Source organism: Corallococcus sp. AB011P (assembly GCF_003611605.1).
GTDB classification, from domain to species: Bacteria; Myxococcota; Myxococcia; order Myxococcales; family Myxococcaceae; genus Corallococcus; species Corallococcus coralloides.
Genome location: NZ_RAVX01000025.1, coordinates 60,911 through 86,272, shown reverse-complemented (window position 1 = coordinate 86,272; position 25,362 = coordinate 60,911). Strand labels below are relative to the sequence as shown.

Annotated in this window: 23 protein-coding genes; 12 read left to right on the top strand and 11 right to left on the bottom strand. The window is 69.5% G+C overall.

Going from position 1 to position 25,362, the window contains the following annotated elements; genetic code table 11:
* Nucleotides 1-293 precede the first annotated feature (293 nt).
* Nucleotides 294-1,769, bottom strand: coding sequence for a pentapeptide repeat-containing protein (locus tag D7X30_RS36705; RefSeq protein WP_199724652.1), 1,476 nt, complete (start codon nt 1,767-1,769; stop codon nt 294-296).
* A gap of 44 nt (nt 1,770-1,813) precedes the next feature.
* On the opposite strand from D7X30_RS36705, the gene D7X30_RS36700 reads away from it, so the two are divergent.
* Both D7X30_RS36700 and D7X30_RS36695 read left to right on the top strand, forming a co-directional pair.
* Nucleotides 1,814-2,776: an RluA family pseudouridine synthase gene (locus tag D7X30_RS36700; RefSeq protein ID WP_120567632.1), complete on the top strand. Its 963-nt coding sequence runs from the start codon at nt 1,814-1,816 to the stop codon at nt 2,774-2,776.
* A 32-nt stretch (nt 2,777-2,808) separates the two neighbouring features.
* Nucleotides 2,809-5,382 (top strand): penicillin-binding protein 1A, encoded by a 2,574-nt coding sequence (locus D7X30_RS36695; protein WP_120567631.1) that lies wholly within the window; start codon nt 2,809-2,811, stop codon nt 5,380-5,382.
* A gap of 33 nt (nt 5,383-5,415) precedes the next feature.
* On the opposite strand, the gene pyrF is transcribed toward D7X30_RS36695, so the two are convergent.
* Nucleotides 5,416-6,267, bottom strand: a complete 852-nt coding sequence (gene pyrF, locus D7X30_RS36690) for an orotidine-5'-phosphate decarboxylase (protein ID WP_120567630.1) — start codon at nt 6,265-6,267, stop codon at nt 5,416-5,418.
* A 14-nt stretch (nt 6,268-6,281) separates the two neighbouring features.
* Nucleotides 6,282-7,043, bottom strand: coding sequence for an SDR family NAD(P)-dependent oxidoreductase (locus tag D7X30_RS36685; RefSeq protein ID WP_120567629.1), 762 nt, complete (start codon nt 7,041-7,043; stop codon nt 6,282-6,284).
* Between the two features lie 152 nt (nt 7,044-7,195).
* On the opposite strand from D7X30_RS36685, the gene D7X30_RS42115 reads away from it, so the two are divergent.
* Entirely contained in the window at nt 7,196-7,333 is a 138-nt protein-coding gene (locus D7X30_RS42115) for a hypothetical protein (RefSeq protein WP_158619456.1), read from the top strand.
* A 6-nt stretch (nt 7,334-7,339) separates the two neighbouring features.
* Here the strand turns inward: D7X30_RS42115 and D7X30_RS36680 are convergent, their stop codons facing one another.
* Complete coding sequence (locus D7X30_RS36680; RefSeq protein ID WP_120567628.1) at nt 7,340-9,157, bottom strand: hypothetical protein; 1,818 nt, start codon at nt 9,155-9,157, stop codon at nt 7,340-7,342.
* A gap of 93 nt (nt 9,158-9,250) precedes the next feature.
* On the opposite strand from D7X30_RS36680, the gene D7X30_RS36675 reads away from it, so the two are divergent.
* On the top strand, nt 9,251-9,832 hold the full coding sequence (locus D7X30_RS36675) for a hypothetical protein (protein ID WP_120567627.1): 582 nt from the start codon (nt 9,251-9,253) through the stop codon (nt 9,830-9,832).
* A gap of 25 nt (nt 9,833-9,857) precedes the next feature.
* Here the strand turns inward: D7X30_RS36675 and D7X30_RS36670 are convergent, their stop codons facing one another.
* Nucleotides 9,858-10,175: a hypothetical protein gene (locus D7X30_RS36670; RefSeq protein ID WP_199724651.1), complete on the bottom strand. Its 318-nt coding sequence runs from the start codon at nt 10,173-10,175 to the stop codon at nt 9,858-9,860.
* A 38-nt stretch (nt 10,176-10,213) separates the two neighbouring features.
* On the opposite strand from D7X30_RS36670, the gene D7X30_RS43735 reads away from it, so the two are divergent.
* The 7 genes from D7X30_RS43735 (at nt 10,214) to D7X30_RS36635 (ending at nt 19,006) form a co-directional block, all read left to right on the top strand.
* Entirely contained in the window at nt 10,214-11,170 is a 957-nt protein-coding gene (locus D7X30_RS43735) for a hypothetical protein (RefSeq protein ID WP_120567626.1), read from the top strand.
* Nucleotides 11,171-11,226: 56 nt separating this feature from the next.
* Nucleotides 11,227-12,198: a CorA family divalent cation transporter gene (locus tag D7X30_RS36660; protein WP_120567625.1), complete on the top strand. Its 972-nt coding sequence runs from the start codon at nt 11,227-11,229 to the stop codon at nt 12,196-12,198.
* 321 nt (nt 12,199-12,519) lie between these two features.
* Nucleotides 12,520-13,512, top strand: coding sequence for an HAD family phosphatase (locus tag D7X30_RS36655; RefSeq protein ID WP_120567624.1), 993 nt, complete (start codon nt 12,520-12,522; stop codon nt 13,510-13,512).
* Nucleotides 13,512-14,414, top strand: coding sequence for a bile acid:sodium symporter (locus tag D7X30_RS36650; protein ID WP_120567623.1), 903 nt, complete (start codon nt 13,512-13,514; stop codon nt 14,412-14,414). The genes D7X30_RS36655 and D7X30_RS36650 overlap by 1 nt, the downstream gene beginning before the upstream one ends.
* A 116-nt stretch (nt 14,415-14,530) precedes the next feature.
* A complete protein-coding gene (locus tag D7X30_RS36645) occupies nt 14,531-16,288 on the top strand; it encodes a SulP family inorganic anion transporter (RefSeq protein WP_120567622.1) in 1,758 nt (585 codons plus the stop codon).
* A 4-nt stretch (nt 16,289-16,292) separates the two neighbouring features.
* Nucleotides 16,293-17,744, top strand: coding sequence for a hypothetical protein (locus D7X30_RS36640; RefSeq protein ID WP_120567621.1), 1,452 nt, complete (start codon nt 16,293-16,295; stop codon nt 17,742-17,744).
* Nucleotides 17,741-19,006, top strand: a complete 1,266-nt coding sequence (locus D7X30_RS36635) for a threonine/serine exporter ThrE family protein (protein WP_120567620.1) — start codon at nt 17,741-17,743, stop codon at nt 19,004-19,006. The genes D7X30_RS36640 and D7X30_RS36635 overlap by 4 nt, the downstream gene beginning before the upstream one ends.
* Before the next feature lie 3 nt (nt 19,007-19,009).
* Here D7X30_RS36635 and D7X30_RS36630 read toward each other — a convergent pair whose 3' ends face one another.
* The 6 genes from D7X30_RS36630 to D7X30_RS43895 all read right to left on the bottom strand — a co-directional run bounded on the left by D7X30_RS36630 (nt 19,010) and on the right by D7X30_RS43895 (nt 24,376).
* Nucleotides 19,010-20,011: a formylglycine-generating enzyme family protein gene (locus tag D7X30_RS36630; RefSeq protein ID WP_120567619.1), complete on the bottom strand. Its 1,002-nt coding sequence runs from the start codon at nt 20,009-20,011 to the stop codon at nt 19,010-19,012.
* Nucleotides 20,012-20,133: 122 nt separating this feature from the next.
* Nucleotides 20,134-21,792 carry an arylsulfatase gene (locus D7X30_RS36625; protein WP_120567618.1) on the bottom strand — a complete coding sequence of 553 codons (1,659 nt, stop codon included), beginning with the start codon at nt 21,790-21,792 and terminating at the stop codon, nt 20,134-20,136.
* Between the two features lie 96 nt (nt 21,793-21,888).
* The gene (locus D7X30_RS36620; protein WP_120567617.1) at nt 21,889-22,644 is read right to left on the bottom strand and encodes a DUF5953 family protein; all 756 of its coding nucleotides are present in this window, start codon (nt 22,642-22,644) and stop codon (nt 21,889-21,891) included.
* Nucleotides 22,641-23,546, bottom strand: a complete 906-nt coding sequence (locus tag D7X30_RS36615; RefSeq protein WP_120567616.1) for a DUF6310 domain-containing protein — start codon at nt 23,544-23,546, stop codon at nt 22,641-22,643. Before D7X30_RS36615 ends, D7X30_RS36620 begins: the two co-directional genes overlap by 4 nt.
* A 132-nt stretch (nt 23,547-23,678) precedes the next feature.
* Entirely contained in the window at nt 23,679-24,263 is a 585-nt protein-coding gene (locus D7X30_RS36610; protein WP_233592028.1) for a sodium-independent anion transporter, read from the bottom strand.
* Entirely contained in the window at nt 24,161-24,376 is a 216-nt protein-coding gene (locus tag D7X30_RS43895; protein WP_370052015.1) for a hypothetical protein, read from the bottom strand. The genes D7X30_RS36610 and D7X30_RS43895 overlap by 103 nt, the downstream gene beginning before the upstream one ends.
* A gap of 269 nt (nt 24,377-24,645) precedes the next feature.
* On the opposite strand from D7X30_RS43895, the gene D7X30_RS36600 reads away from it, so the two are divergent.
* A complete protein-coding gene (locus tag D7X30_RS36600) occupies nt 24,646-25,299 on the top strand; it encodes a glutathione S-transferase family protein (RefSeq protein WP_120567613.1) in 654 nt (217 codons plus the stop codon).
* Nucleotides 25,300-25,362 lie beyond the last annotated feature (63 nt).

The following is a 25,362-nucleotide window of genomic DNA, read 5'->3' as shown; positions in this document are numbered from 1 at the left end:
GGCGAACAGCGCGCCCCCCAGAGGCCACGGGCTTCTGCTCTGGCCGTGCCTCCGTCCGCGCCTGCCTCGCCCCATATCCCGCCCGTCGCACCCTCGCTCGCGGTGCCACGCCGCGTGACCTGAAGGTAGGGAGCCGGGCGCGGGATGAAACCCCGCCTCCCCCGGGGATGAGAGAGGCACGGCTTGCTGCACACAGGTGGCGCGCGACATGAAAAAGCCCGGCGGGATGCGCGCGAGGCGCTCCGGCCGGGCCTTCTCCTGCTTTCGCCTCCCGCGTCACGGGAGGCGGGGCACTACGCCTCCGGCGACTGGACGATGAGCTTCTCCTTGCCGCACACGTCGCACCGCACGTGCACGAACAGGTCGTCGTCGCTCTCCTCGGGCACCTCGCCCTCGGGCACGCCCAGCTCCGCCTTGCCCAGCGCCGGAACCTTGGCCGGGATGTCCTGCGCCTTGAGCGACTGCACGTAGGTCATCTCGCGCTCGTGGCACTCGCGCACCTCCGGGCCGGACAGCCACTGCGGCTCCATGCCCTCCGGCAGCCGGCTGAGCAGCTCCAGGTTGGTCACGGACTCCGCCAGGTACGCCAGGCGGCGCAGCCGCGCCTCCTCCGGCAGGGCCGCGAACACCTGGAAGCCCTCCAGCAGCGCCTGCCGGTCCTCGCCCGTGGCCGCGTTCGCCAGCTCCAGCGACGCGTCCGCCGACTCCAGCGCCTCGTCCCAGTTGTTCTCCGGGTTGAAGCCCGCTTCCAGCAGCGACGTGTATAGCTGCGCGGCCGCCAGCCGGCGACGCACCTCGTGCAGGTGCTCCACCACCTCGTGCGTCAGGCGCAGCTCCAAGAGCGCCCCCGTGGTGCGCGGATCCACGGAGCCCGTGAGGTCGTCCACCTCCACCTCGGTGCGCAGCTCCGCCTTGAGCTGCTTCGCCGCGGCGAAGCGGAACAGGGGCAGCACGCCCACCTCGCGCAGGTACACCGCCGCGACGTTGGCCTCCTTGCCGCCCATGCGCAGCGCCTTCTGCGCGCGCTCCACCGCGCCGGGGTCCGCCGCGGGCTTCTTGTTCTCCAGCCGCGTCTTCACCGCCTCGCGGTAGAGCGTCTCCAGGGAGCTGCCCGGGGGCAGCCGCTGCGGCAAGAGCGGACGCAGGCCCGGCACGTCCAGCACCCAGAGCGGGGGCGCGCCCACGTGCTTGAGCGCCCGGAAGAAGAGCGAGCCCGGCGGATCCTGCGGCCGGAACGGGGGCAGCTCGTCCGGGTGCGGGGACGCCGCGCCGTCCATCGCGCCGCCCAGGTGCGACTGGCCGAGCATCTTCTCGCGCTGCTCACGGGTGAACGCCGTGATGCCCTGCACCGGCGGGGGCGGGGGCGGCGGGGCTTCCTCTCCGTCCAGGCCCGTCACGCGGTCCATGTCCACGTCGTCCATCTCCAGGTCTTCCAGACCCTTGGCGCCCGTGAAGTCACAGCGCAGGAGCTTGAGCTTCTCGAAGACACAGCCTTCCAGGTTGGCGCCGCGGAAGTCGCAGTCCTGTAGGCGGCCCCCGTGGAAGTAGGCGTTGGTGAGGTCCGTGTCCCGGAAGTTCATCTTCGACAGGTCACAGCGCTCCCACTCGGAGCCCACCAGCTCCAGTCCGGAGAGGTCGGCGTTGGCGGAGAACAGCTGCGTGAACGTGGCGCCCGTCTGGCCGGTGGGCGCCTGGCCGGACTTGCGCAGCTTGTTCCATTCGGCGGAACCGTTCTGCAGCAGCTTCTCGATAGTTGGGGCTTTCGGCATGGACCGCGAATTATTCGTGTGGTCTGGTCCAGGCGCCAGCACAAATGATCGAGTACCGAATCGAAGCCGACACAGTCGGGATGCGACTGGACAAGCACCTGCGCAAGCGGATGCCCAACGTCCCCGTCAGCCACCTCTTCAAGATGATCCGCACCAAGAAGGTGCGGGTGAACGGCAAGCGCGCGCAGCCGGAGCAGTTGCTTGTCGAAGGAGACGTGCTCACCATCCGCGGCACCGAAGAGCAGCTCACCCTCGCGGAGCGTCCGAAATCGGACCGTCCGCCCCCCCCGCCGCCACCGGTAGACCCCTCCCGGCTGGTCATCCTGTTGGAAGACGACTGGCTCATGGCCGTGGACAAGCCCAGCGGGATGGCCGTCCATACCGGTAGCGGCATCACCGGGGGCACCCTGGTGGACTACGTGCGCGCCTACCTGGGCCCCAAGGCCACCCGGAACGACTTCACCGCCTCACCCGCCCACCGCCTGGACCGGGAGACCTCCGGCGTCATCCTGGTGGCCAAGCGGCGCCCGGCGATGGTGCATTTCACGGAAATCTTCACCCACGGCCACCCGAAGAAGCGCTACCTGACCCTGGTGAAGGGAAAGATGCCCAAGGATTCCGGGGTCATCGACCTGCCGCTCGCCGAGCACCAGCAGACGGCCGAATCCAAGGCCCGTCGGGGAGTGAACATGCAGGAGGCCGTCACCCGGTGGAAGGTCGTGCGCCAGTCGAGCGAGGCAGCCCTCCTCTCCTGCACCATCGAGACCGGGCGCACGCATCAGATAAGAAGGCATCTGGTCGCCGTGGGCCACCCGGTGGCGGGTGACAAGAAGTACGGAGACTTCGCCTTCAACCGCGATGTGCGGGCGCGCTGGGGGCTCAAACGTCTGTTCCTGCACGCCGAGCGCATCGAATTTCCGCACCCCGAGGATGACAGGAAGGTCGTCGTTGAGACCCCCATGCCACCCGAATTGAAGGACGTGCTGAAGCGGGCGGCGCTCCTCTAAAGCCTTGAGCCCAGGACTCGACACAAACACGCATGGCCGACCCGAAGATTGACCGCAGCCGCTCCAAGCTGGTGCTCGACGGCGTTCCGCCCAAGCGGAACATCCTCGTGCGCTTGATGAAGCTCGTCGCCGTGCTGGGCCTCATGGGCGCCACCGCGGGCGTGCTCGCCGTCGTGGGCGCCTACTACGTCTTCTCCGACGGGCTGCCCGCCATCCCGAAGGTGGACGAGTACTGGCCGCCCATCGTCACGGAGGTCTACACCGACGACGCGGTGCTCGCGGGCGAGTTCTACAACGAGCGGCGCAAGGTGGTGCCCTACGAGCGCATCCCCAAGCGGCTCGTCCAGGCGTTCATCGCCAGCGAGGACTCCAGCTTCTTCGACCACTTCGGCGTGGACGTGCTGGGCACCACGCGCGCCGTCTCCAAGACGGTGATGACGAAGCTGGGCCTGCGCGCCGGCGGCGTGCAGGGCGGCTCCACGCTCACGCAGCAGACCGCGAAGGCGGTCCTCATCTCCGCGGAGGGCTACAAGGAGGCCACCGCGAAGACGCCCAAGCGCAAGATTCGCGAGGCCATCCTCGCCTTCCGGCTGGAGCAGGCGCTGACGAAGGAAGAGATCCTCTATCTCTACCTGAACAACGTCTTCCTCGGGCACCACAGCTACGGCGTGCAGAGCGCGGCGGAGAACTACTACCGCAAGGACGTGCGCGACCTGACGCTGGGGGAGATGACGCTCATCGCGGGCCTGCCCCAGGCGCCCAGCCGCTACTCGCCCTTCCTGCGTCCGGAGGCCGCGAAGAAGCGCCGCTCGTACGTGCTGGGCCGCATGCTGACGGAGGGCATGATTTCCAAGGCCGAGCATGACCAGGCCAACGCGGAGCCGGTGAAGGTGTACCCGGTGGAGGACGTCTTCCACGAGTTCGCCCCGTACTTCGTGGAGCAGGTGCGCAAGGACGTGGTGGACCGCTACGGCAACCCCGTGCTGCTGAAGGAAGGCCTCAAGGTCTTCACCACCATGGACAGCGAGCGCCAGCGCGCGGCGCAGGACTCCGTGCTGGACGGCCTGATGTCCGTGGACAAGCGCCAGGGCTGGCGCGGCCCGGTGATGCAGCTGGCCACCGAGCCTGAGCGCAGCGCCTTCATCACCAAGGCGAAGAAGGCCATGGGCAAGGAGGAGCTCGTCGAGAACCGCCTCTACGTGGGCGTCGTCACCCGCATCGACGACGACGGCAAGGGCTCGGACGTGCAGGTGGGGCCGCACCAGGGACGCCTGCCGCTGTTGGGCATGCGCTGGGCGCGCAAGGTGAACCCGGAGAGCTACTACCCGGCGAGCATGATCACCTCCGTCAAGAAGGCCGTGGCGGTAGGTGACGTCGTCGTCCTTCGTCACGTGGTGAAGAAGGAGCTCACGGACGACAAGGAGCAGTGGGACAAGAAGCTGGCGGAGGACATCCCCGAGGAGGGCGTGAAGCTCTTCCGGCTGGAGCAGACGCCGGAGGCGCAGAGCGCGCTGGTCTCCATCGACCCGCATCGCCAGTACCTCACCGCGATGGTGGGCGGCTACGACTTCGACGACAACGAGTTCAACCGCGCGTTCCAGGCGTGCCGTCAGCCGGGTTCGTCCTTCAAGCCCTTCGTGTACTCGGCGGCGCTGGAGCAGCTGAACTGGACGGAGGCCACCGTCATCGTGGACTCGCCCATCGTGGAGCACGACCCGGACAACAAGGTGTCGTGGAAGCCGGCCAACTACAGCGAGGAGTTCGTGGGTGACGTGCTCCTGCGCACGGCGCTGGTGAACTCCATGAACATCCCCGCGGTGAAGACGTTCGGCGCGGTGGGCGTGCACAACATGGCGGATTGGTCCAAGAAGCTGGGCCTGACGACGCCCATGAACATGGACTTCTCCGCGGCGCTGGGTTCGTCCTGCGTGTACCCGTTCGACCTCGCTTCCGCGTACGCGACCTTCAACCGCTACGGCCGCAAGAAGCCCACGTACTTCATCCGCAAGGTGGAGGACCGCTTCGGCCGCACGCTGGAGGACCATACGGCATTCGACGACGCGTGGGCCCCGCTGCAGGACCGCGTGGCCGCGGGCTACGCGCGCCTCTTCGAGCCGGGCGAGCAGGTGATGAGCGCGGAGACGGGCTTCATCCTCACGCACCTCCTGCGAGGCGTGGTGCTCCAGGGCACCGGCGGTCCCGCGCAGCGGCTGGGCAAGCCGGCGGCGGGCAAGACGGGCACGACGAACGACTCCTTCGACGCGTGGTTCGCGGCCTACACCAAGGACCTGGTGACGGTGGCGTGGGTGGGCTACGACCTGAACCCGCACCCGCTGGGCCGCTATGAGACGGGTGGCCGCGCGGCGCTGCCCATCTGGCTCAACTACATGAAGCGCGCGCTGGAGGGCCGGCCTCAGTCGGAGTTCTACCCCTGGCAGTCCATGCAGCTGGCGCGGCTCTACATCGACAAGAAGACGGGCAAGGTGTCCAGCCCCGGAGCCAAGGGCGCGGAGCTGATGTTCTTCAAGAAGGGCACCGAGCCGAAGGAGGCCGTGCCCGACAAGAACCAGGTCGGCGTGGATCAGTTCATGATGGGCGCGCAGTAACCGCCGCGCGCCGCATCGTCAGCGCAGTGCCCTTCAGGCGCCTTCGCGGAACGCACGCGAGGGCGCCTGATGTGCTTCCAGGGCCTTCTTCAGCGCGGCCACGTCCGGCCCCGCTTCCAGCACGGAGCGCGCGGCGGTGGGCAGCACCTGCCGCTCGCGGCCGGAGAAGAGCTTGGGCAAGTCAGAGAAGCCCGCGCCCTGCGACCCGATGCCCGGCGTGAGCAGCAGCGCGCCGCCCAGCCGCTCCACCACGTCGCGGTCGGCCGGAGGCAGGGTGGCGCCCATCACCGCGCCCGCGGGCAGCACGCCGGGGCCGGCCTTCTCGTTCAGCTCGCGCAGGCCATCCGCCACGGCCTGGGCCACGGTGCGGCCGTCGCCGCCCAAGGCGTTCTGCACGGGCACGCCCTCCGGGTTGGACGAGCGCACCACCACGAAGGCGCAGGCCCCGTGGGCCCGCGCGCGCTCCACCGTCTTCGCGAGCGCGCCCAGGCCCAGGTACGCGGTGAAGGTGGCGGCGTCCACGTCGTACGCGCTGCCCTTGCCGAACAGCGATTCCGCGTAGGCGTCCATGGTGGACCCGATGTCGCCGCGCTTCACGTCCAGCAGCGTGAGGGTGCCGGCGGCGGAAAAGCGCTTGAGCACGCGCTGGAGCACGACGAGCCCTTCGGGGCCGTGGCGCTCGAAGAAGGCGCTCTGGGGCTTCACCACCGCGAGCGTCTCACCGGCCGCGTCGGCCAGCCGGTCGCAGAAGTCGGACAGGCCCTGCACCGTGTCCGGCAGGTCCCAGCGGGCGAGCACGTCGCGGGACGGGTCCAGGCCCAGGCAGAAGGGGGAGCGCTCGTCGGCGAGCTTCGCGAAGCGCTGTGCGAAGGACGGGGTCGTCATGGGAGGGTCTCCTCTCACTTCAACCGGCGCGCGGTGGCGTCGAACAGCGGATTGGGCATGACCTTCAGGACGCGCATGGGCGTGGACAGCTGCCAGGGGAAGCTCACCTCCGCGGCGCCCGCGAAGATGGCGCGGCCCATGCGCGCGACGGCGTCCTCGGTCTCCATGAGGAAGGGCATGGGGAAGGTGTTCTTCGCGGTGAGCTCGCTCTTCACGAAGCCCGGGTAGACGCACGTCACCTGGACGCCGGTGCCCTTCAGGTCCACGCGCAGGCTCTCCATGAACGTGGCGAGGAAGGCCTTGGACGCGGAGTAGGCGGCGTGGCCCGCGAGCCCCCGCATCCCCGCGAGGCTGGACACGCCGACGATGTGGCCCCGGCGGCGCTCCACCATCTGCGGCAGCACCGCGCACAGCGTGGCGGCGGCGCCGGTGACGTTGGTGTCGATGATGGAGCGCGTGCGCTCCCAGTCCATGCGCTTGCCGTGCGTGGGCCCGCCGATGCCGGCGTTGGCCACCACCAGGTCCAGCCCGCCGCACTCCGCGTCGATGGCGCGGATGCGCTCCTGGGAGGCCTCCGAGGCGCTGACGTCCATGACGACGGGCTCCACCGCGGCGCCCGCGGCCTGGGCCTCCGCGGAGAGGGCCTGCAAGTGTGTCAGCCGCCGGCCCGTCGCGAAGACGCGCACGCCGTGCTTCGCCAGCCACAGGGCCAGTCCACGTCCCAGGCCGCTCGAGGCGCCAGTCACCAGCGCCGTCCGGTAGGTCATCTCCGCCATGCCGTCCTCCGAAGGGTGTCGCAGCGGCCCGCCTTGTCGCACGGTTGCGCGTCCGAGGGCACGCAAAACACCTGCCCCCCACCCGAGGACGAGGTGCTGCCGCCGACACGTTGACACCCTGGGGCAAGGGACTCTTCGGGAGTGTGGGACGCATGGCGTGGTGGAACTGCATCCTGGTGGTGGACGACGACCTGGACCTGCTCCGGGCCTACGTGGACCTGGACGTGCTGCTGGGCGCGGTGGCGGCCTACGTCAGGCCGGCCGGCTCCCAGGCCCATCCTCCCCAGTGACGGGCCTCAGCGGAACGGCGGCACCGGCTGGCTCTTGAACCAGTCCGTCGCGTTCAGCAGGTGCAGGTCGTGCTTGCCGCCGGGCCGCAGCTCGATGCCGCCCGTCACCGCGCCCAGCGACGCCAGCAGGGCGCCCGTGATGTTGCCCTGCACGAGGTCCAGGTGGCCTTCGAGCGAGAAGCTCTCGCCCTTCGCCTTCAGCTCGCGCAGCTGGAGTCCGCGCTCGTCGATCTGCACCTGCCCCGTCACCTCCACCTTCGGGATGTTGAGCAGGGACGTGAGGAAGCCGGGCAGCTTCTTGGACGAAGTGATCAGCGCGACGATGGGCTGCGTGTCGGTGAGCTGGCTTGCGAAGCGCGCCTTCAGCACCGTGGGGGACAGGGAGAGGCTGGCGCGCGGCAGGGTGAAGTTCCCGCTCCAGGCGCGGATGGGCACGTTGCCGTTGGAGGACACGTCTCTCAGCCGCAGCGTCGTCCCGCTCAGGCCCAGCTCCGTCATGTCCCAGGACAGGTGACGTGCATCCACCTCCACCTCCGCGCGCAGGAGGACCTTGTTGGGCCCCATGCGTCCGGAGACGAGGTCCGTGTCCATGCGCAGCTCCAGGGCGTTGCGCGCCTTCGCGCCCTTGGACGGCTCCTCGCTGCGCACCGTCACGTGGCCGGAGTCGATTTCCAGTGTCTGGCCCAGCCACGGATTGAGCACGCGCAGGTCCAGGGGCTTGCTCTTCGCCACGCGCAGCTCGGGCTTCAGGTCCAGGCCGGGCTGACCTTCACGCCGCCGGGCCTGCACAGTGAGGGCGACCTCCGGCACGTCCAGGTCGTGGCCCTTGGGGCCCGACACGTGCACGGGCGCGAAGGCCAGCCGCAGCGAGCCTGACGGCTGTCCCTTCGGCTCCGCGTCCATGGACGCCTGGAGGCTCCACGGAGCCCGGACGCGCATGGGCCCGGCTCTCAAATCCAGCGCCTCACCGGAGGCCTTGAGCTGGCTGCCTGGCTCCAGCGTGTTGCGCTCCATGCGCACGTCCAGGTCCACCCGTCCCGCGCCGCCGCGCAGCGACACGGGGGCGCTTTCGCCCAGCAGGTCGTTGATCCAGTCCAGCGGCAGCACGTCGATGCGCGTCTTCACCTGGCCGCCAAGGGCCTGGGAGAGGTCGTAGCCCTTGTCTGTCCGGAAGGGCGCGTCGAGCCGGGCGCGCGAGTCGAGCGACTCCAGCCGCGCCACGCGCTTGCCGTCCACTTCGATGAAGCCCTCGGCCACGCGCACCGAGGGCAGGTCCACCTGGAGCCGTTCGCGGGACTGGAGGTTCAGCGTGCCGGTGACGTCCAGCGCGCCCACGAAGCGCACGCGGCTGAAGTCCAGCTCACGCACTTCGTGCAGCGTGACGTCCTTCAGGTGGATGACCCAGGGCTTGCTGCTCGATTCGGACGGTTGTTCGGGCGCGCCGGACGGCTCCAGGTGGAAGCTGGCGCCGTGCCCGTCGATGCCGTCCACGTCCACGCGCTTGCGCAGCAGGCCCGTGAGGGACATGCCCGCCTCCAGCGCGTCCACCTCCACCCTCCACCAGACATCCGAGTCCTGCTGGGTGAGGGTGAAGCCCTGCAGGTGGAGCCGGCCCACGGGCCACAGCCACCACGCGCGCTGCCACGTCAGCTGCGTGCGGTCCGTCGCGCGGCCCATGATGGCCTGGGTGACGCCCGTGTTGAGCGCGACGTTGATGGCGACCTCCAGCACCGCCACCGCCACCAAGGCCCACAGGGCGACGCGACGCCAGCGCCTGCCGCTAGGGGCTGCGTCCTGCACGTCCGGGGAAGGGGAGACGGTCATGTCGCGAGGTTCCGGGAAGGGGCCCTGGATGACTCATACTCCCGGGACGCACAAGGCGTGTTTCCTCGCGAAGATGGATTAGAAACACCGTCCATGGACCAGTCCACCCGGGACCACTTCGCCAACCTGAGCAGCGATGACGCCGACTCCCGCTATGCCTCCTTCCGGCACGTGATGGAGGTGACGCAGGCGAAGGTGGCCTGGGCCGCCGAGGTCTGGGACGGGCTGCTGGCGCTGCTGAAGGAAGGCGACAACCACCAGCGCGCCATCGCCGCGCAGGTGCTGGCGAACCTGGCCAAGAGCGACACCGAAGGGCGGATGCCCAAGGACCTGGACCGGCTCATCGCGGCGACGAAGGACGAGAAGTTCGTCACCGCGCGGCACTCGCTCCAGTGCCTCTGGCGCGTGGCCACGGCGAGCGATGCCCTGCGCAAGGCGGTGGCGGACAAGCTGAAGAAGCGCTTCAAGGAGTGCGCCACGGAGAAGAACGGGACGCTCATCCGCTACGACATCCTGGAGGTCCTGCGGAAGACGCATGACGCCACGCCGGACCCGGCGCTGCCTCCGCTGGCCTTCTCGCTCATCGAGCTGGAGGAGGACCCGAAGTACCGCAAGAAGTACTCGGGCCTCTGGAAGGACCTGATGCCCAAGCCCGCGCGCGGCGCGAAGGCGTAGGCCGCACCTTCGCGCCGGGCCGCCCTCAGTGGACGGGGGCGGCGCCGTTCTCCATCGTCGCCATCACCTGATCGATGGAGAAGCTGGACGGGTGCTGGCGCGACGGGAACTCCCGGAAGGTGGCCAGGAACCGGCCCACGACCGCCTGCTCGGGTACCAGGACGAACGCGCGGTCGATCATCCAGGAGAAGTAGCCGACGGAGTCCTCGGAGCGCTCCAGCGGATCCGCGCGCAGGTCGAAGATGAGCGGGACGCGGCGGGCAGGGGACAACCAGCAGGGGAGCGGCGTGGCGTGCGGAGGGCGTGGCTGGATGTCATTGCCCCGGCGCACAGGCGTTCTCATCCTCCTGGGGAACCCCCTGTGGAAGGACGGATGTGCCGATGGGAATCGCGGGCCGTGCGGGACCCATCGAGGCGCTGCGCAACCTGACGTTGTCGCTGCAGCGCATGGTGGCGACCGAGATCGCGACCGGCGTGGTGCGTGGCACGGCCGAAGGGCTCCGCGAGGAGGCACCCGACGGCGACGGTCAGTTGCACACCTTGCTCCAGGACCTGCTCACGGTGCTGAGCCGCATGGCACACGAGGCCGCCGAGCGTGAACCTGGAGCGTCGGCGGGAGCGACCGAGGTGCTGGCGGCTGCGGCCATGGAGGGGGCGCTGAAGGCGTTGGAGAAGGAGTGGAATGACGGGGGCCTGCCGCTCCACGGCTTCATGGTGAGGCTCAACCACCTCTTCGACGAAGTGGTGACGTTCGCCCATTCCCGCACGGATGAGATCCGCACGCCGGGCGAGCGCTCCCAGGTGATGGCCCGGGGCGTGGTGAAGGCGGCCACGGAGCAGCTGCATGACTGCCTTCCGGCCATCCTGGAGGACGCGCGCGGCGTGGTGCCATTGGGGGAGGAGGTGGCCTCGAAGGTGGGCCGGGGCCTGGTGTTGGGCGTCGAGTCCACGCTGCGCGAGGACTCCGCCTGGCTGTTGGGGTTGGTGGAGCAGGCAGGGCAGGGGTTGGTGCGGGGGCTGGCGGCGGGCCTCCACGAGGAGCTGGCGACGAATCCGGTGGCCTCCGGGGAGGCGCTGGGCGCATCCCTGGCGAAGCTCGCCGAGCGCACCGCGGCGGCGACCGTCCGGGGAGCGGGGAGCGCGCTCACGCAGGAGGAGCTCCGCTGGCGAGCGGCTCCACGCAACCAGGACCTCGTGCGGCGCACGAGCCGAGCGGTCACGGCCGGAGCGCTGGAGGCCCTGGGGGAGCGGCTGCGCAGGCCCCTGATGGCGCTCGCGGGAGCAGGCAGCGCGCTCGTGGCGCTGACAGTGTTGTCCTCTCGCTGGCGCCACGCGTAAGGAGCGAGCTGTTCTCTGACGCTGCGTCAGGGGCACTCGATCGCCACCTTCCTTCCATGGACGGGTTCGAGAACGCCTTCGCGCTGCTCCTGGACGGCAGCGGCGGTGCACGCTCGCTCACCCTGGCGGAGACGCGGAGCTGGCGGGCTTCGGATGGCATGCTCTGGGTCCACCTGCCTCCGGATCTGCCGGACCTTCCCCGTGTGCTGGAAGCCGTCTTCCATCTGCCTCCCCAGGTGCGTGATCCGCTCCTGGCCGACACGGGCCGCGTGCGCATCGACGTGCTCAATGAGAACGAGCTCGTCCTGCTGCTGCTGCATCCGGACTCCGCGCCCACCAACGTGTCGTCCCCGCGTCAGCTGCGCGCCTGGATGACGGCGGACCGCTGCGTCACCGTGGCGCCTCCGGCCCTGCCCGCCATCGTGACCGTCCGCGACCAGCTCACCCATGGCCGGGGGCCTCGTGGCTCGGACCTCTTCCTCGCCTTCGCCACCACCGCGCTCTCCACGACCGCGCTGCGCACCACCGAACTGGACGACACCCTGTCTGGCCTGGAGACCCGCTTCGAGGAGCGGCGCGAGGCCTCCGGCGACATACCGACGGACCTGCGCCGGCTGCGCCGCACCCTCGTGGAACAGCGCCGCTTCGTCTCCCTGGTCCGCGACGCCATCCTGCGCGTCAGCCTGCTCACCGTGAAGTGGGTGCGCGCCCAGGAACTGGAGCTGCGCCAGATGGCCGAGCGGGCCAGCGGCGCCCTCAAGGAGATGGACGCCCTGGTGGAGCGAGCCCGCATCCTCCACGAGGACGTCAAGTCCCGGCAGGACGCCCGCAGCCAGCGCATCCTCTACATGCTCACCATCATCTCCGGCGTCTTCCTGCCCCTGTCCTTCATCACCGGCCTGCTGGGCGTCAACGTGGGCGGCATCCCAGGCAGGCACTGGCGTGGCTCATTCCTGCTGCTGGTGCTCGTGCTCGTCGTCCTCGCCGCCGCGGAGTGGCGCGCCCTGCGCCGCCGCGAACTCGTGTGACAGCAGGCACGGTCCCGCGTCAGAGGACATCCCCGTGCGACCCGCGTTCCGTGGCGACATCCTCCACTTCCTCACCAGCTTCATCCCCGGGCGCGGCACAGGCAGGGGGAGGACTTGATGGCGGGAGTCCGAACGCGTTGCTTGCTGCTCGGACTCATGGGGGGCCTGTGCCGCGCCGTTTCCCCCTTCGCCAGACGTCGCCTCCTCTCCGACGGCCGGGCACAGCGGGCCCTCCTCCCGCGCCCTCCATGCCGCGTTGTGGAATGACTTCCGCGTTCCCAACCTCATGTCTGGGATTGCACCGGACAGGAGGCGCCCGTGATGCGACGCACGTGGAAGGGCCCGACCTGCCTGCCGTGGGCGCTGGCACTGCTGGCCGCCGTTCCCCTCCAGTCATTGGCGGCGGATCCGCTGCCGTCCTGGAGTGACGGTCCGGTGAAGCAGTCCATCCTCGACTTCGTCACCCGTGCCACCACCGAGGGCGGCCCTGGCTACATCCCCCCGGAGGAGCGCATCGCCACCTTCGACAACGACGGCACGCTCTGGCAGGAGCAGCCTGTCGTGCAGGGCGCCTTCCTGCTGGAGCAGGTCAAGGCGGCCGTGAAGGAGGACGCGTCGCTCGCGAAGCGGCAGCCCTTCAAGGCCGTGCTGGAAGGGGACGTGGCCCTGCTGTCGTCCATGGAGGAGCCCCAGTTGATGGAACGGGTCGCCGCCACCCTGGCGGGCAAGACGCAGGACGAGTTCGCCCGCGAGGCCCGCGCCTTCTTCCAGACCGCACGCCACCCGAAGCTGGGCGTGCCGTACACGCAGCTTGCCTACGCGCCCATGCTGGAGCTGCTCCAGTACCTGCGCGCCAATGGCTTCCAGACGTGGATCTCCTCGGGCGGCGGTGCCGACTTCATGCGCGTCGTCTCCGAGGACACCTACGGCATCCCACCCCAGCAGGTCATCGGCAGCCGCCTGAAAGAGAAGTTCGACGAGGGGAACGGCCACCCGGTGCTGCGGCGCGAGGCCCGCCTGGACCACCTCAACGACAAGGCCGGCAAGCCGGTGGGAATCGAGCAGCACATCGGGCGGCGGCCCGTGTTCGCGGCGGGCAATGTCCGGTCGGGCGGCGACATCCAGATGCTCCAGTACACGAAGGAGCAGCCCCGCCCCGGCTTCTCGTTGCTCATCAACCACGACGACGCGGAGCGCGAGTTCGCCTACCAGGAGAAGAACGACGCGTCCTTGAAGGCCGCGCGCGAGGGCGGCTGGACCGTGGTCAGCATGCGCCAGGACTGGAAGCACATCTTCCCGGAGGAGGGACGCTGATGGACGCCCTGCACGCCTTCATCAAGCTGATGATTTCGACCTTCATCCTCGCGCTCGGTCTGTCGCAGGGCCTGTCGTGGCGCCTGGCGGACCTGGGCCACGGCGTGAGGCAGCCGGCGTTCGCGCGAGGGCTGGGGGTGTGCCTCGTCGGCGTGCCGCTGCTGTCCCTCATCGTGGTGAAGGTGCTGCCCCTCGCCCCCGTCGCGGCGGGCGTCATCGCGCTGATGGCCTTCTGCCCGGGGCTGCCCATGGCGCTCAACGTCGTGTCGCAGCAGAAGGGCAACCTGTCGCTGGCCCTGGCGCTGTCCATCACCCTGTCGCTCATCGCCATCCTGTTGATGCCGCTGTCCTTGAACCTGTTGGAGCGGCTGTTCCCCGTGGCCATCCAGTCGCCGCCCTATGGAGTGCTCCTGGAGCGGGTCATCCTCCCGTTCCTCGTGCCCTTCGCGCTCGGCATCGGAATCCAGAAGGTGGCGCCCGCCTGGGCGCACCGGCTGCACAAGCCGGTGAAGCTCTACTTCAACGTCGCCGTGGCCATGGCCGCGCTGGCGCTGGTCGTTGCCAGCTTCCCGTTGTTGAAGCGCCTCCACGTCTGGGTGTTCATCGCGATGGGGGTGGTGACGCTGGGGTCCACGGCCCTGGGCCACATCGCCGGCCGGCCCCGGCCCGAGGACCGCACGGCGCTGGCCATCTCCGCCGTCTTCGGCAACCCCGCCTTCGCCCTCTGCCTGGGAGGCAGCACCTATCCCATGAAGAGCCTGCTGGGGGTCATGGGGCTGTACCTCTTCATCCGCACCTTGGCCATGCTGCCGTACCTGCTCTGGAACCAGCGCCACCAGGCGTCCGAGCGTGGCGGCGGGCCGTCCCTGCCGCCGGGCAGGCGGGCCTCCGCGGGCACGTGAGCCCTTCCCTGTCGTGAAGCCGATGCGCGCAACGCACCCGCGTGGGTGATGCCGTGAGGCCCGAGGGCCTCCACCCTTCCTTGCGTCCAGGAGGCCAGGAGCACGGGGGAAGGGCCATGAAGCGCACCGCGGTCACGGCCGTCCATGACCTGAGCCGGTTCCTCCCGGGCGTCGAGCAGGCGCGGACCTATGAGCGGCGGTGGCTGCGCGCGGACCTCCTGGCCGCGCTCACCGTGGGCACGATGCTCATTCCCCAGGGGCTGGCCTACGCGCAGATTGTCGGCGTGCGTCCCGTGGCGGGGCTGTACGCGGGCGTCTTCGCGATGCTGGCGTACGCGCTGTTCGGTCCGTCGCGCCACCTGCTGCTGGGGCCGGAGGCGGGCGCGGCCATCCTCACCGCGACGGCGCTGGGCCCGGTGGTGGCGGGCGGAGGACCGGAGCGGCTGGCGTCCCTGGCGGCGCTCCTCGCTTTGATGGTGGGCGGGGTGAGCCTCTTGGGCGGGCTGTGCCGCGCGGGGGCGCTGGCGGACTTCCTGTCGCGGCCCATCCTCATCGGCTACGTCAACGGCGCGGCGCTCATCATCATTGGCAGCCAATTGGCCCGGATGTTCGGGCTGGAGCGCAGGGCGAACCAGTTCGCGGGGCAGTTGCATGAGGTCGCGGCGAACGTGGGCCGCACGCACGTGCCCACGCTGCTGTTGGGGCTGGCCATCGTCGCGGCGCTGGTGGCCATGCGCAGCTTCCTGCCTCGGTGGCCCGCGCCGCTGGTGATGGTGGTGCTCACCACGCTGGTGACCTGGGCGTTCCAACTGGAGCACGGCGGCGTGAAGGTGGTGGGGCCCATCGCCGCGGCGGCGCCCGCCTTCGGCCTGCCCTCGTGGCGCTTCGAGGACGTGCGCACGCTCCTTCCGGCGGCCTTCAGCATCGCGCTGGTGAACTACGCCAGCTCCGTGCTCGCGGGCCGCATCTACGCGGACCGCTTCGGCTACCGGCTGGACACCCATCAGGAGTTCTTCGGCCAGGCGGCGGCCAACCTGCTCACCGGCCTCACCCAGGGCTTCCCGGTGACGGGCAGCGACTCACGCACGGCGGTCAACGTGTCCATGAAGGGACGCACGCAGCTGGTCGGCGTGGGCGCGGCCGGGGTGGTGCTGGTGTTCTCGCTGTTCCTCACGCCGCTGCTGGCGAAGCTGCCCCTGGTGACGCTGGGGGCCATCGTCATCGTCGCGGCGGTGTACCTGCTGGAGGTGAAGCCCCTCCTCCGGCTCTGGCGCGTGCGGCCGGTGGAGGCGGTGCTCGCGGTGGTGACGACGCTGGGCGTGCTCTTCCTGGGCATCCTCCAGGGCATCCTCATCGCGGTGGCGCTGGCGCTGGTGGACCTCATCCGCCGCGCGGCGCACCCGCACGACGCCGTGCTGGGCGAGCGCGAGGGCATGCCCGGCTGGCACGACGTGGAGGGCCACGCGGACGCGGAGACGATTCCCGGCCTCGTCGTCTACCGCTTCGACGCGCCCCTCTTCTTCGCCAACGCCCGCTTCCTGCGCGAACAGGTGCGCCGGCTGGTGGCTGACTCGCGCCACCCGGTGCAGTGGTTCGTGCTGGACGCGTCCTCCGTGTTCGACCTGGACATCACCGCCGCGGAGAGCCTGGAGCAGGTGCGCCACGAGCTCACGGACGAAGGCCTCGTCTTCGCCGTGGCCCAGGCGCGCGCGCCGATGCGCCGGACGTTGAAGCGCTCGGGGCTGGCCGCGCGGATCGGCGAGGACCGGCTCTTTCCCACCGTGGGCGCGGCCGTTCGCGCCTACCTCGAATCGCGAGACGACGCGCGGACCGCCTGGAGCGGCGAGCCCGTCTCCTCGCCACAGGTGCACTGACGCCATGACGCCAATCCAATCCAAGGCCCGAGTTGGCGCGGTCACGGGCGCGGTGCTGGGACTGCTCGTGTCCGTGACGGCGCTGGCGCAGGACGCGCACTACACCACGCGGCAGTTCGGCAACCGGGCGTGGCTGTTGGGAGGCTCCTTCGTGGGCAACCCGAACGACATCAGCGCCGTCTATTACAACCCCGGCGCGCTCGCGCTCCTGGGCGCGCCGGAGCTGGAGCTCACCGGCAGCGTGTACGAATACACGCGCCTGAAGGTGAAGGACGGGCAGGGCCAGGGGATTGACCTGTCCGACTCCAACGTGGACGTGCTGCCGTCACTCATCGCCGGCTCGCTGCGCTTCGGGTTCCTGGGGAAGTCCCGGATGGCCTACTCGCTGCTCACGCGCCAGGGCTTCTCCTACAGCCTGCAGTCGCGCGGCACGCGGCTGGGCACGGACCTGGCCGGCGTGCGGGGCCTGGACATGCTGTCCACGGACGTGCGCCTGGACCAGACCGTGAGCGAGTTCTGGACGGGCCTCTCCTGGGCCTACCCCATCACGGAGCACCTGGGCCTGGGCCTGACGCCGTTCGTCGCGACCCGGCATCACGAGCTGCGCTTCCAGACGCAGGCGCAGGGCTCCGGTGCCGCCGGCGAGCGGCTGCTGGCGACCCTGGGGCGCGACCTGGAGTTCGACCACGTCCGGGTGTTGTTGAAGGTGGGCGCCAGCTACCAGCACGGCCCCTGGGCCGTGGGGCTCGCCGTGACGACGCCGAGCCTGGCGCTCTGGGGCCGGGGCTCGGTGGGGTTCGAGCGCGCCGTCCAATCCCAGGGGCTGGACACGAACGCGCCCGCGCCGGTGTTCAACTTCCAGGAGGACCTGCCGGCGCACTTCCGCAACTCCTGGTCCGCGGCGCTCGGCGTCAGCCGGAGCTTCGGCGAGTCGACCGCGGTGTACGCGTCCCTGGAGGGCTACGCGCGCGTCTCGTCCCTCACCCTGGTGGACGCCGCGCCCATCGTGCCGCGCGGCACCACCGAGCCCATCGACGGGGACTACGCCTTCGCGCTCAAGCCGCTGCTCAACGGGGCGCTGGGCGTGGAGCAGGCGCTGGGGGACCGGGTGCGTGCGTACCTGAGCGGGCACACGGACTTCAGCGCGTTGGATCAGACGCACGCGACGAACGCGCTGGTCGGGGGCTGGGACCTGTACCACGTCGCCTCGGGCATCCACTTCGTGCTGGGCCGCTCCCGCTTCACGCTGGGCGGCGACCTGGCGTGGGGAAGCAAGCAGACCGCTCGCTTCGCGGAGACGCTCCAGCAACTGGGCCTGTCCACTCCCATGCGAACCCAGGACGTCCACTTCTTCCAGGCCACGCTGCTGGTGGGCGCCAGCTTCTCGTTCAAGGACACGCGGAGCACGAGCGGAAAGGGCGCGGTGGAAGAAGTCCCCAAGGCGGACGCTCCATGACGCGGGAGCGCGACGGCGCGGTGGACGAGGAGGAGGCCTCCGCCTTCCTGCTGGACCTGGCGAAGGCGTTGCACCTGGCCTACCAGCCGTCGCTGCTGGTGGAGACGCGCGTGCGCCGGGCCGCGAAGGCGTGGGGGCTGGACGTGGAGGTCTTCACGCTCCAGAGCCTGGCGATGACGCAGGTGATGTCATCGCGGGGCCCGCACGTGGCCTTCGAGAGGCTGCCCTTCAACCCGCACTGGAACCTGGGCCGGGCCGCGGCGCTCTTGCGGCTGGCGGACGCCATCGCCGAAGGTCGCATGCGGCTGCCCGAGGCTCGCCCGGAGCTGGACCGCATCGTGGCCACGCACGCGCCGTACCCCGAGTGGCTCGTGTTCGCGGCCTACGGCGTCTACGGCGCGGCGGTGGCGGCGCGAGTGGGCGGGGCGTGGTGGGAGATGCTCGTGGCCTTCTTCGTGGGCCTCATCGCGGGCCTCATCCACTTCGGCACGCTGAACTCGCATCGAGTGGATCTGCAGAAGAGCTTCCTCGCCGCGTTCCTGGGGGCGCTGGTGGCGTTGGGGCTCACGCTCCTCCTGCCGCCCTTCAACGCCGTGCGGGCGCTGTTCGGCGGGGTGACGCTGCTGGTGCCCGCGATGGTGGTGACGCTGGGCTCGCTGGAGCTGGCCCTGGGGGCGGTGGAGGCAGGCCTGCCCCGGCTCATGTACGGCCTCCTGCGCTTCCTGATGCTGGGCGTGGGCATCGCGGCGGCGGGGACGCTCTGGCGCTTCGGCGGGCCGCTGCCGCCGCACTTCGAGCAGCACGCGCTGCCGCCGCTCCTGACGTTCTTCGTGGTGGCGGTGGGCGGGGGGGCGCTGTCGGTGTGCATGTCCGGGCGGCCGCGCGACGTCGCGTGGATTGTAGGCGGGGTGCTGCTCGCCTACGGGACGCAGGTGCTGACGAAGATGCTGCTCGGGGACCGGGGCAGCCCGCTGTTGTCCGCGTTCGTGCTGGGCGTGGCGGGGCTGCTCTACGGGCGCGGGAGGGACCGGATGCCCATGACGGTCATCATGCCGGGGATGTTGCAGCTGACGCCGGGCTTCATCGGCACGGAAGCCATCGTCGCGCTGCTCGGCGCGGGCGCGGAGGACGCCCGGCTGTTCAACGTGCTGCTGGTGGCGCTCCAACTGGTGCTGGGGCTGGTGTTCGCCACGGTGGTGGTGCCGCCGCGCGACCTGGTGGACCGAGGCTCGCCTGTGCCTCCGAGCGCAGGCCACGCGTAGCGGCTACGGGCGCACGATGCAGCGGAAGCCGATGTGGCTGGCGCCGCTGTCCACGGCCTGGGGCGAGCGCGCAGCGGGGCGGTAGCGGCGGCAGTAGTTGGGCGCGCACAGGTGGCTGCCGCCCTTGAGGACGCGGCGCGGGATGGTGATGGCGGGCGTGAAGGGGTCCTGGCTGCCCTGCGCGGTGGAGGGGCCTCGTGGGTTGACGGGGATGCAGCAGGCCTTGCCTTTGTTGCCCTGGTGGCGCTCCTGGTACCAGTCGGTGGTCCATTCCCAGACGTTGCCGGCCATCTCATGCAGGCCGTAGCCATTGGGCGGGAAGGCGCCGACGGAGCAGGTGCCGTCGTGGCCGTCTTCGCGGAGGTTCTGCCACGGGAAGTAGCCCTGCCAGGTGTTGGCCAGGTGTTCGCCGTTCGGGGTGAGCTCATTGCCCCAGCAGAACTCGTTGCGGTCCAGTCCACCGCGAGCAGCGCGCTCCCACTCCGCCTCGGTGGGGAGCGTCTTGCCGGCCCAGGTGGCAAAGGCCTCCGCGTCTTCATAGGCGATGTGGACGACGGGGTGGTCGCGGCGGTGTTTCACGGAGGAGCGGCGGCCTTCGGGGTGTTTCCAGCAGGCCTCGGGGACATAGCTCCACCAGTTGGCCACGTTGCCCAGGTCCACGGGGCCCTGGGCCTTTCGAAAGACGAGCGAGCCGGGGACGAGCGTCTCCGGTGTCGCGCCGGGGTAGTCCGCGGGATTGAGCGGGCGCTGGGCGACGGTGACGTAGCCGGTGGCTTCGACAAAGCGGGCGAACTGTTCGTTCGTCACGGTGAAGCGGTCCATCCAGAAGCCGGAGACGGTCACCTGATGGGCAGGGGCCTCTTCCGGATAGTGATGGTCGGAGCCCATCCAGTACGTGCCACCGGGAATCCAAACCATGTCCGGGAAGGGAGCACGGCCGGGGCGCGCGGCGGTGTCCGTGGGCTCCGCGTTGGCAGTGGCGTCGAGGCTGTCATTCCGGTGCATGGCTTGAAGTCCTCCAACGGAGAACATCCGGCCCGGTGGGCGGAATGACACTCGCACCCGGGAACAGGACGGGTGTCGGGCAGTGGAGGATTGGGCGCTCCACGGCCCGACGCCCCGGACGGCTAGTGGTGCGACTGCTGGAAGCGGTGGATGAAGTGCTCCACGTCATCGGCCAGGGACATGACCTGGTCGCTGATGCTGGGCTCCTCCTTCTTCTTGCGCGCCTCCTCCATCTGCTGTTTCACGCGCGCCTTCATCGGCCCGATGCTCAGGCTGCCCGGGGCCTGGCTGGGCAGGAACTCGATGAGGCTCTCCGCGAACTGCTTCACCAGCATCTGCGCGGGGACGAACGTGAACATGCGCTCGCCGTACCAGGATGTGTACAGGCCGGAGTGGGGCCCGTACTCGAACGGGTCCGAGCGCAGGTTGATGAGGTAGGGCCACGATGGGTTGAAGCGCTTGCCGCTGAACCACATGTCCGGGCCTTCGCCGTCCTGGTAGCTGAAGATGATCTTCCAGTCCTTGTACCGGACCGCCGCCAGGTCGCCGCTGTCGAGCACGTAGATGAACTCGTTCCGGCGGCCCTCCTCCGTACCGGCCAGGAGCCCGTTCTGGTCATACCCGTCCAGGTGGACCCGGAAGGTCTTGGGCCCCACCTTGTGGCCGTGCTTGCACTTCTCCACCAGGTCCGTGGGGCCGCCCGCCGCCGCCACCATCGTGGGCATCCAGTCCTCGTGCGCGAAGATGTCGTTGATGACGCGCCCCGGCTCCACCACGCCCGGCCAGCGCACCAGGCACGGCACCCGCACGCCGCCCTCCCACGTGGAGCCCTTCTCCCCGCGGAACGGGCTGTTGCCACCGTCCGGCCAGCCCATCTTCTCCACGCCGTTGTCGGTGGAGAAGACCACCAGGGTGTTGTCCGCGATGCCCAGCTCATCCAGCTTGGCCAGGAGCACCCCGACGATGTCATCCAGCTCCCGCATCGCGTCCGCGTAGAGGCCGTAGCCCGTGGCGTTCCGGTACTTCTCCTGGAGGAACGTCCAGACGTGCGTGCGCGTGGTGTTGTGCCAGAGGAAGAACGGCTTGCCGTCCTTCACGGCGCGATCCATGAAGTCCAGCGACCCCTTCAGGAACTCACCGTCCACCGTCTCCATGCGCTTCGTGGTGAGCGGACCGGTGTCCTCGATGCGCTGGCTGCCCACGATGCCCCAGCGCGGCTCCTCGGTGACGTCCTTGCGGTTCGTGGCCCAGCTGTGCAGCACGCCGCGAGGCCCGAAGTGGGCCTTGAAGGACGGGTCCTTGGGGTAGTCCGGGCACTCCGGCTCGTTCTCCGCGTTGAGGTGGTAGAGGTTGCCGAAGAACTCGTCAAAGCCGTGGTTGGTGGGCAGGTAGGGATTGGAGTCGCCCAGGTGGTTCTTGCCGAACTGGCCGCAGGTGTAGCCCAGCGGCTTGAGCATCTCCGCGATGGTGGGGTCGGAGTCCTGCAGGCCGTACTTCGCGCCGGGCATGCCAATGGTGGTGAGCCCCGTGCGAAGCGGGTTCATGCCAGTGATGAACGCCGCGCGGCCCGCGGTGCAGCTCTGCTGGCCGTAGCAGTCCGTCATCATCGCGCCTTGCTTCGCGATGCGGTCGATGTTGGGCGTGCGGTAGCCCATCATCCCCTGGTTGTAGGCGCTGATGTTCCAGAAGCCGATGTCATCTCCCCAGATGACCAGGATGTTGGGCTTCTGCTTCGTCTGCTTCCCATGTCCGTTGCCCGAGGGCTTTGCCTTGCTTGCCATGCGAGACCTCCTGGGCACGAGGTGTTCACAGAAGTCGGCCCGGGCATCGTTCCAGGAGGCAGAGGCAGGCGGGCACCCAGGAGGCAGCTCCAGGGCTCAGCGTGAGTCGCGTCCACCAATGGCGGGGAACCGCTCGTAGGCCCGCCGGAGTGCTTCGATGTGCTCGGGGTTGTCGTAGTCGAGCGGGGCTTCCGTGAGCTGGACCACCCATCCGCCAGCAGGCGTGCGCCGTGAGTGAGACAGCAGCTCCGCGTCGCGAGCAGCGTCCGGGAAACCGATGGCCTGCGCGGCGGCTTCGGACCAGTAGTTCAGCCACCCTAGGTAATGCGGAATCGTGGGTGCGCGGAGGTGCCATGGCATTTCCAGCATGGGGAGTCCCCGAGGCGACAGCTTCGGCGCATTCGCGGAGCGACGCAGTTGCTCGGAGATCTCCACACCGAAGCTCCCCTGAGACGCATGCCCCCAGAACCCCCTCGCACTCTCTGCGATGCCCGCCAGCATGTTCGTGGCGTTCTCGATGGCGACTGCATCCAGGGGCAGCTGTGCATGGATGTCGAGAAGGGGCTGTCCGCCTGGAGCTTGACGTGCAGGAGTCTCCAGCCCGCTGAGCGTTACTGGATAGCTCTCGTCGCCGTTGCATAGGAGAGGAAGTCTCCTGCGTGATGCCGCTTCCTCGATCCATGAGTCCCGTTGCGGCAATGCAATGGGGTGCCCTTCCTTGGAGATTTCCCATTCCATGCGCAGGCCTGGGAACGCTCGTTCCATTGCATGGACAACCGTGAGTGGACGGCCGTCGTTGTGCATCAGTGCTGGGGCGTAGATGGTGAAGGCAAGGAGAGAATGCGTGGTCATCGGGTGCATCCTGTGACAACGATATGGAGGCGTTCGTCCTGCCTAAGCAGCGCCTCTTTGTGCTCTTCGGTGCTCACTCCCACGACGAAGCCATACCCACAGGCTTTAGCGATGTCCCTCTCTTCGCGCATCGTCCTGACCTGGTCTTCAACGACCGTTACTTTGAGGAAAGCACTGTACGTGTCGAACTGGTCGGTCTTGATCTCCCACAGCACGGGCACGCCGACCTGCAACGCATCGAAGTGCTTCCCATCCACGAGCGCATCCATGCCGGGAAACCGGTTCGGCGGGATGCGATCCGCGCACTTGTTGTGCTCGTCGTCTCCGCCTCTGTGCGGCACGGGGATGGGCTCGCAGCGGGAGGGGCGCCTGCGGTGCCTGGGCGGAAGTGGCGGGAGCAGGTCCTGGCCCGAGGGCTCTGGCTGCGGCTTTCGTTTCGCCACGGTCTCCCGAGGCGCCACCATCGTTCCGACCACGGGCTTCACCTCCTCCGGATAGAGCTGGCGGAACTCATACGCGTCCAGCTCTTCCTTGATGGCGACGGCGACCACCACGAGGCCGACGACAATCACCGCGCCCACGACGATTTCCGGCGCGGCCAGGACGCAGACCCCAATTCCCAGCGCCGCCGCGTCCGCGGAGGCCACGGTGCACTGTCCCGTCGTGTCGCGAAACCGGACCCGGTCGGTGTCCAGCGCTGTGAAGCACCGCTCCACCACCTCGGCCCAGGGGCGGGATGCTTCCTGGACGACGCACCGTCCCTCATCCGTCCAGGGCAGCTTCGCGGCCCGCTGAAGGTTGGTGATACGCGTGCTCCCGGCCGCGGAACCGCGCAGAGCCGGCGTTGACGACGCGCACGCCGAGAGAAGAAGCAGAAGCGCGATGGCGGCTCGACCCTGCATGGCCACGTTCTTTCGAGGAGGGGACCCTCGAACAGTACCAGCCGAGCCCTTCAGTGCACGGGCCCCCGCGAGTCGTCATCGGCCGGTGGATGCGGCAGGTTCCGCAGCAGCTCACGCGTACGCGTGTCCGCTTCATCCAGCCGGATGAGCAGGTCCTCCTGTCTGTGCCGCTCCTCGCCGTGCAGCAGCGCCCGCTTCGTCCACGCGCGAGCGCACCAGGTACAGGACATCCACGCCTCCACGCACGTGCGGATGGACATTCTCCCGTCCCACCATCGCCAGCACGCCCGTGCGCTCCAGCAGCCGCAGCGTCGGCGCATGCACCCGGGCCAGTGACAACGTGATGCCCCGGTTCGACAGATCCTCGTGCAGCCCCGCCAGCATGTCGGCGCCCGGCACGTCCAGGTCATCCGTCAGCTCCAGGTCCAGCAACACCTCGCGCACCGGCACCTTCGCGTCGGGCACTCGCTTCAGCACTTCGTCCCGCAGCGACGTGGCGTTGGCGAAGATCAGCCCTTCCTCCGGCCGGAAGACGTCCAGGCTGGGCAGGGTGATGGCGGAGGACTCGCGCTGCGTGGCCGCCAGGTCCAGCGTCCCAGGCACTCGCCCCAGCTTCAGCACGCCCGCCAGCACCGCCCCCGCGCACGTGAGCGCCACGAAGCGCGGCGTGCCCCGCTGCGCCATCGCGCCCTCCGTGGCGGCGGAGAGCACCGACACGCTGGCGGACACCGTGATGATGAGCTGCCGAACAGCGCATCCAACGCCAGCGCCGCAGGGGTGGAGTACAGAGCCGCCTGCGGAGGCATCCCCGCGAGCCGCGCGTAGGCCATGCCCTCCGGGATGTGCGGCACCGTCACCGTGAGCGCGCCCGCCCAGGTCCTTCTTCAGGCGCGTCCCGCCATAGCCCCGCGGCGAAGCGACGACGGAGCTGGCGCGGGTGAGCCATGGGGTGCCCATGCGTACGAGGTGGCCACCCGACCCGACAGGAGCATCGTCCAGTGGAGAGGGACGGCAGTGGCGCATCCGTCCAGTCACTCCGGCGACATGCGTCATGCATGATGGTGGTCATGCCTGCCGGACTGGCGCGAGGCTGCCGCGCATGATCACCGTCAGTGCATTCAAGTGGGTGCCGCCGTTCGCGCAGGGCGTGGTTCGTGACCTCCGGGTGCGGTGGGCGCTGGAGGAGGCGGGCCTGCCCTACGAGGCGCGGCTCATCGACCCCCAGGTTCAGAAGTCCGCGGACTACCGCGCGCAGCAGCCCTTCGGGCAGGTGCCGGTGTTCCAGGAGGACGGCCTGACGCTCTTCGAGTCGGGCGCCATCGTGGTCCACATCGCGTTGAAGAGCGAAGTGCTCTTCCCCACGGACGAGGCGGGCCGGGCGCGCGCGCTCACGTGGGTGTTCGCGGCGTTGAACTCGCTGGAGATCTACGTCCAGCAGCTCGCGGAGATCGACCTGTTCTCGCCGGATGCCCAGTGGGCGAAGCTCCACCGGCCCGACGTGGAGAAGCAGATCCACCACCGCCTGGGCGAACTGGCCACGTGGCTGGGAGACCGCGAGTACCTGGAGGGTCGCTTCACCGCGGGCGACCTGATGATGACCACGGTGCTGCGCATCCTGCGGCACACCGACGTGCTCGACGCGCATCCCACGCTCAAGGCCTACAAGGAACGCTGCGAGGCGCGGCCCGCGTTCCAGCGCGCGCTGGCCGCGCAGATGGAAGTCTTCAAGCAGCACGAGCGGCGCGAGGCCTGACGCGCGGGGCATGACGCGGTGTGTCCGGGAGGGGGATTTCGCGCTATCCTGCGTTTCCCCTCC